The 6,746-nt window shown below is 42.8% G+C and carries 7 protein-coding genes; 6 read left to right on the forward strand and 1 reads right to left on the reverse strand.

Annotated elements, in window-relative coordinates:
* The first annotated feature begins 307 nt into the window (after nucleotides 1-307).
* The 3 genes from WAM07_RS05180 to WAM07_RS05190 all read left to right on the forward strand — a co-directional run bounded on the left by WAM07_RS05180 (nucleotide 308) and on the right by WAM07_RS05190 (nucleotide 2,844).
* On the forward strand, nucleotides 308-1,444 hold the full coding sequence (locus WAM07_RS05180) for a DUF445 domain-containing protein (RefSeq protein WP_422165349.1): 1,137 nt from the start codon (nucleotides 308-310) through the stop codon (nucleotides 1,442-1,444).
* A gap of 85 nt (nucleotides 1,445-1,529) precedes the next feature.
* Nucleotides 1,530-1,889 carry a YlbF family regulator gene (locus WAM07_RS05185; protein WP_014642448.1) on the forward strand — a complete coding sequence of 120 codons (360 nt, stop codon included), beginning with the start codon at nucleotides 1,530-1,532 and terminating at the stop codon, nucleotides 1,887-1,889.
* 184 nt (nucleotides 1,890-2,073) lie between these two features.
* Nucleotides 2,074-2,844, forward strand: coding sequence for an enoyl-CoA hydratase (locus WAM07_RS05190; protein WP_422165351.1), 771 nt, complete (start codon nucleotides 2,074-2,076; stop codon nucleotides 2,842-2,844).
* A gap of 82 nt (nucleotides 2,845-2,926) precedes the next feature.
* Here the strand turns inward: WAM07_RS05190 and WAM07_RS05195 are convergent, their stop codons facing one another.
* Nucleotides 2,927-3,112, reverse strand: a complete 186-nt coding sequence (locus tag WAM07_RS05195; RefSeq protein ID WP_422165352.1) for a YhzD family protein — start codon at nucleotides 3,110-3,112, stop codon at nucleotides 2,927-2,929.
* 149 nt (nucleotides 3,113-3,261) lie between these two features.
* Between WAM07_RS05195 and WAM07_RS05200 the strand changes: the two genes are divergently transcribed.
* The 3 genes from WAM07_RS05200 to WAM07_RS05210 all read left to right on the forward strand — a co-directional run.
* On the forward strand, nucleotides 3,262-4,161 hold the full coding sequence (locus WAM07_RS05200) for an ABC transporter ATP-binding protein (protein WP_422165354.1): 900 nt from the start codon (nucleotides 3,262-3,264) through the stop codon (nucleotides 4,159-4,161).
* The gene (locus WAM07_RS05205) at nucleotides 4,154-5,407 is read left to right on the forward strand and encodes an ABC transporter permease (RefSeq protein WP_422165356.1); all 1,254 of its coding nucleotides are present in this window, start codon (nucleotides 4,154-4,156) and stop codon (nucleotides 5,405-5,407) included. Before WAM07_RS05200 ends, WAM07_RS05205 begins: the two co-directional genes overlap by 8 nt.
* 282 nt (nucleotides 5,408-5,689) lie before the next feature.
* The coding region (locus tag WAM07_RS05210; protein ID WP_422165358.1) for a metallophosphoesterase family protein at nucleotides 5,690-6,746 on the forward strand (1,057 nt) is incomplete at its 3' end.

The following is a 6,746-nucleotide window of genomic DNA, read 5'->3' on the forward strand; positions in this document are numbered from 1 at the left end:
GTCCGGAGGGGGACGATGAAGACTCCTGCGGGATGAACATGATCGGTGAGATCCCGCAGGGCTGTTAAGCCCGAGGAAGCTCAGCACATGCCCGCGGAAAGCGAAATCGTCCCCCGGTGGACCTTCCGCTCAATACAAATATCTCGAAATCAAGTCTTCAACAAACGGGAGCTTTTCTGTAAAAATTAATATAAAGATTTCATAGAGCTAAAGGATATGATAATCAGGTGGTTTTTTTCATAAAAATTGGCACAACCCCTGAAATGCCTTATACTTGGGTGAGATTAAATAAAGAGAGGTTGTCCCCATGAATCCTGTATTGCTCGTGTTAATGATGATAGGAATCGGTGCGTTAATTGGAGGATTGACCAATTCCCTTGCTATAAAGATGCTTTTTCGGCCCTATCGTGCGTTGTATATAAAGAATTTCCGCCTGCCTTTCACCCCCGGGTTGATTCCAAAGAGACAGAAAGAACTCGCGAGACAACTGGGGCGAATGGTGGTCGAGCATTTACTGACCGCAGAAGGTCTGCGTCGTAAACTGGAAAGGCCAGCTTTCCAAACCCAAATGACGGAATGGGCTCAGGAAGAAATCGAGAAAATACTTAACCATCCGGCCACTCTTAAAGAGATGCTGGAGGAACTTGACCTGGATATGAATACGATTCATCTTGAGCAGTCAATTTCCAGCTGGGTAGAGAACCGATATCATTCTGTAATGGATAACTACCGGGAAGAAACCTTAGAAAATCTCCTCTCCTACGAATGGAAAGAAAAAATTGAGGTGGGAGCGGATCAGCTTGCTGACCATATTCAAGAGCAGGTTACATTGTACTTTCAAAGTCCGGAAGGCAGATATAAAGTAACTGCACTAATTGATAATTATCTTGATAACCTAGGGTTTCTTGGAAATATGATTTCCTCTTTTACGGGACCGGATGGTATTACAGAGCGAATCTACCCTGCGATTATTCGTTACGTTTCAGATAAAGAAATGACTTACTGGCTGAGAGGAATGCTTCAGTCCGAACTTCAGCGGGCTATGAATCAGCCTGTAGGGTTTTACGAAAATAAGATCGGGCGAACTGCCGTTGCTCATACATTAGAGCAGGCCGTCGCGAAAGCACTGCCGCTTGAAGAATGGCTTCAGAAAACGGTAGCGGAATGGTCAAAACCCTATCAGCATAAAATTCTTCAGGAATTCGTGCCTCTTCTTGTTAAGAAAATGAGCGTGCTATTATCCGGCAAGATGGAAAGTATGATGGAATCCATGCACCTTTCAGAAATTGTGCAGGAAGAAGTGGAAGCTTTTCAGGTTGATCGGCTGGAAGAAATGGTTCTTGGAATCTCTCGACGGGAATTCAAAATGATCACGTATCTGGGAGCATTGCTTGGCGGTCTGATTGGATTGCTGCAGGGTTTAATTGTTTTAATTCTCGGATAAATAGGGATTCCTATACATCACATCTTCAGTTTGTTATAGTGGGGTAGGAGTCAAAGAACGAAACCATTTAGGAGGCTTTTAATTTATGTCTAATATCTATGATCACGCGTATGATCTTGAAAAAGCAATTAGAAACAGTGAGGAATTCACAAGCTTGAAAGAAGCTTATGAAGCAGTAATGAATGATGAAGCTGCTAAAAAAATGTTTGAAGATTTCCGTCAGACACAAGTAACTCTTCAACAGAAACAAATGCAAGGTGAAGAGATTTCTGAAGAAGAAGTAGAAGAAGCTCGTAAAGTTGTTGAACTTGTTCAGCAGCACCCTCAGATTTCTAAACTGATGGAAGAAGAGCAGCGCTTGAACACGGTTATCAATGATGTAAGTAAAATCATCACTAAACCGCTGGAAGAGCTTTACGGAAACCCGGAAGAGCCACAGCAATAATAAGGAAAGTCATCCTCCTCGAGGGTGGCTTTTTTTATTGGTGTTTTCATCAATAGAACCAGGAGTGGACATCTCCCCAAAAAACTTGTGTCTCTATCACCAGTTTTATGTCGTTTCGTGCAGGGGAAATTCTTACAAATGGAGAAATGAAATAGAGAGAGAATTTTTATAAAGGGGTTTGAGAATGAAATATTTCGTTATTGAAGAAATAGACAATGTCGTCCATTTAAAGATAGCCCGTGGTGAAAAATATAATGCCTTGGATGCAGAAATGCTGAAAGAATTCGCTGAAGCGATTCAACAGGTAAAAGAATATGAAGGCCAGGTAGTGGTACTCTCCGGAAAAGGAGATGGCTTCTGCGCCGGCGGAGATCTTAGCATGATGGACAGAGTGAGTGATGCAAAACAATATGACGAGGTAATGAATCATATCGAAACCATCGTGTCTTCCATTTATACCATGCCGAAAATCGTGGTTTCGGCTATTCATGGTCCTGCCGTAGGACTTGGTTTAAGCATTGCCCTTGCAGCGGATTACGTAGTAGCGGAGCCGGATGCTACGATTTCAATGAACTTCATTGGCATTGGTCTTATTCCTGACGGAGGGGCTCACTTTTGGCTCCAGCAGCGTCTAGGGACTCACCAGGCGAAGCAATTTGCCTGGAAAGGAGAACAGATGAGGGCGAAAGAGGCCTATGACCACAAACTCGTGGATATCGTTGTGAACGGATCCGTGCAGGAAGAAGCTCATGAACTGGCGAAAAAATGGAGCAGGCGTCCTTTGAAATCCATGATCGCAACGAAGGAAATTTATCATCAGTATGGACTTGATCAATTAATGCTTTATCTTTCAAAGGAACGAAAAGCCCAGTGGGATATGAAGCAGACTCACGATCACCATGAGGGTGTAAAAGCTTTTAAAGAAAAAAGACAGCCTAATTTTAAGGGAGAATAAAAAAAGCCGCGCAGATAAGCGCGGCTTTATTACGTGAGATCGTTACGGTTGTACCAGGTTTAAGCCAGTAGTGGGGAATTCGTTATCTGTGAAACAGAACCAGGTGTCCCTCAGGTGCGACACAGCGATGAGTCTGTTCACTGTACCCTTCCTCTTCTAATCTTTTCTGCCCTATTTTTTTTGCTTCATCATCATTCTCCGCCTGAAATGTCTCATCCAGAACGTTCGTGCCATCACTCTTAAATACGGTTAAAAAATACGTCTTCACAACTGTGTCCTCCTTGAACTGAATAAGTGTTCATTATTTTACATTAGCGATTGATGAATGAAATTCCTGCCTTCTAGAAAATTTTTTAAATAAATGAAACGAAACTGTAGTCTTTTCGTAGTAGAATTAGAAGGAAAGGGGTGCAGAGAATGACTTTAAGACTAGAGAATGTAACTAAGAAATTCGGATCGTTTACAGCGGTCGATGATTTATCGCTGGAGATTCCTGAAAAACAGATTTATGGCTTTTTAGGGGCTAACGGAGCAGGAAAAACCACGACCTTTCGTATGATTCTGGGGCTTCTGGATCAAACAAAAGGATCCATCTCCTGGAACGAGGGATCGATCGGATATGACCAAAGCCATTTGATTGGTTACTTACCAGAGGAAAGAGGGCTGTATCCGAAATTAAAAGTACAGGAACAACTTATTTACTTAGCCAAGCTACGAGGGATGAATAAGTCGGAGACAGTGAAAGAATTGGACTATTGGCTGGATCGATTTAAAGTACCTGAATATAAAAATAAAAAAGTTGAAGAACTGTCCAAGGGGAATCAGCAAAAGATTCAATTTATCTCAGCTGTGTTACATAAACCCAAATTGCTCATATTGGATGAGCCTTTTTCAGGCCTTGATCCAGTAAATGTGGAAATGCTGAAGAAAGCGGTCGTGGACTTGAAGGAGGCGGGAACCTCCATTGTTTTTTCTTCTCACAGGATGGAGCATGTGGAAGAGCTCTGTGAGTATCTATGTATACTTCATCATGGAACACCGGTGGTTCGTGGGCGTTTGAAAGATATTAAGCGTTCCTTTGGCAAAAAGAATATTCGAGTGCATGCGGACTTTGACACCGCATACCTGGAGCAAATCCCCGGCGTTACCAAATATAAGCCTGTGCAGGACGGCTGTGAACTGGAAGTGGAATCTGAAAACATTTCACAGGAAGTTTTTCGAGAACTGCAAGGAAAAGGCTTTGTCCGCACGTTTGACCTGGAAGAGCCGACATTGAACGATATCTTTATTGAGAAGGTGGGGGCTTCCTATGAATAAGTTCTTCATTATGATGGGGCACACTTATAGAAACCGGGTGAAATCAAAATCATTTCTAATTACCACCATCATTACAGTGCTTATTATTTTTGGATTGACAAATTTACAACAAATTATTAATTCTTTTAGTGGGGATGAAGAAGAGAAGACGGTTGCCATTATAGCTGAGAACGAAGATTGGATTGAATCCATTAAGCAGCAGATGGCGACCAATCAGGAAGTAGCTGTTGAAGCCTATAGCGGAAGTCTGGGAGAGGCAAAAGAAAAGGTGGAAGCGGGAGATTTTCAATCCGTTACGGTTCTTGAAGAAGCAGAGAATGGTCTGCCTCAAGCCGATTATTATGCCAATCAGGTCGCAAATACTGGAACGAGTGAACCCATCAGGCAGGCTCTTCAGCAGCTTAAAGTTCAAATTATTACAGAAAGAGCGAACGTGAATGATGAAGTTCTTCAACAGATTTCTGCTCCCGTTGCCTTTGAATTAAACGCACTTGAAGAAAGTGCGAAAACGGCTGAAGAGCTGAACCAGACACGAGGACTCGTCTACGTTATGCTATTTTTTATGTATTTTGCTGTGATGATGTATGGCAATATGATTTCAACTGAAGTGGCCACTGAAAAATCCAGCCGGGTTATGGAAATCCTGATTTCGAGTGTATCTCCTGTAAATCAGATGTTTGCCAAGATTATCGGTATTGCTCTGGTTGGGTTAACACAGTACGGGATTTTTATCCTGGTGGGTTATTTAGGGATTCAGCAAAGTAAAAACTCCGGGAGCGGGTCATTGCTTGAATCATTCGGTTTGACGAATGTGGATCCGTTAACTGTCGTATATGCCCTTGTATTCTTTGTACTTGGTTATTTACTGTATGCGACACTTGCCGCCACACTGGGTTCGCTTGTCAGCCGGCTTGAAGATGCCCAGCAAATCGTTGCCCCTATGATGATGCTTGTTATTGCTGCGTTTCTTATTTCTATTTATGGCCTAGGGCAGCCGGATGCTGCTTTTATTACCATCAGTTCCTACTTTCCGTTTTTTGCTCCCCTGACCATGTTTCTGCGTGTTGGGATGCTCGATATACCGATATGGGAAGTGCTGCTTTCGATCGGAATATTAATTGTTTCCATTGCTCTCCTTGCCTTCCTGGGAGCACGCATTTATCGCGGCGGAGTGCTGATGTATGGGAAGTCTTCATCCTTAAAGGATTTGAAAACAGCTTTGCAGCTTTCTAAAAAGGAAAAATAGAGCCAATCCGCGTTTCCAAACTGGGAGCGCGGTTTTTCTATATCCTTCGTTAGCCATACACTTCAGGACAGGAGAGGGACGATCCACTGCCAGCATCATGCAGGGTGCGTGGAACGTTTGAAAAGAAGATTCACATTGCAAGTATCCACCTTTTCTTTACGAAATCGGCAGCTTAACTGTAATAGCTGAACCGAGATAAAACAGAAGCTTTAAAAAGGCGAACGTGCATTCGAAATACACCTTTGTTAAAATAAAGGAAAACATGATGAAAGGGGTGGGGATATGCCAGAAAAGCTGCGATTTATTCATGCGGCAGATTTGCATCTGGATAGTTTGTTTAAAAGTAAAAGCCATGTATCTAAAGGGCTGTTGGAACGTTTGAGAATGAGCACCTTCGAAGCTTTTGACCGGCTTATTGATGCCGCTATCCGGTTTCAGGTAGATTTCGTTTTAATTGTTGGTGATTTATTTAATGAGGAAATGAGAAGCTTGAAAGCTCAAATACACTTGAGGAAAGGCTTTGACCGGCTGGCCGACCATGCTGTGCATGTGTACGTCAGCTATGGAAACCATGATTTTTTACAGGGGGCTCATTATCCCATTGAGTTTCCAGAAAATGTACATATATTCGCCTCCCAGGATGTAGAAGCTTTCACATATAAGAAAAAGGGAGAGGCGCTGGCCAATTTATATGGCTTCAGTTACGTGGAGAAGAAGGTCACAGATCGTAAGGTAAATGAGTATATCCGTGAAGGGGAAGTTCCTCTGCATATAGCTATGCTGCATGGAAGTCTGGATACAAATACCGAACATGACGTGTATGCTCCGTTCCGTCTGGAAGAACTGTATGAGAAGCGGATGGATTATTGGGCTCTTGGTCATATCCATAAGCGTCAGTTCTTATCGGAAGATCCGCCGATTGTCTATCCAGGGAATATACAGGGTCGTTCAAGGAAGGAATCGGGTGAAAAAGGCTGTTATCTGATTGATTACGATAACGGGGAATGGAAAAAAACATTCCTGCCTTTGCAAAGTTTCGTGTATGACACCATATCTCTTTCTGCTGAGCATCTGGATACCCCTCAGGAGCTTGAAAGAGTCCTGGATGAAGCCAAATCATTGGTACAGCGAAATGATGGGGGCATCATGCTGGAAGTTATACTCACTTCTACTCATGGACGTCTTAAGAAGTGGCAGTCTGAAGGACTGCTTGAAGATTGGATAGAGCTTTTGAATGAAGATGAAGGAGAAGAAGATCATTGGGTGTGGATCGATCGCGTCCGTATTGAAGATAAGCCTCTCCAGGATGAAGAAGATCTTAGGAAAGGTCAGCATTTTA

The organism is Halobacillus sp., from assembly GCF_049282395.1.
In the GTDB taxonomy this organism is placed as follows: Bacteria; Bacillota; Bacilli; order Bacillales; family Halobacillaceae; genus Halobacillus.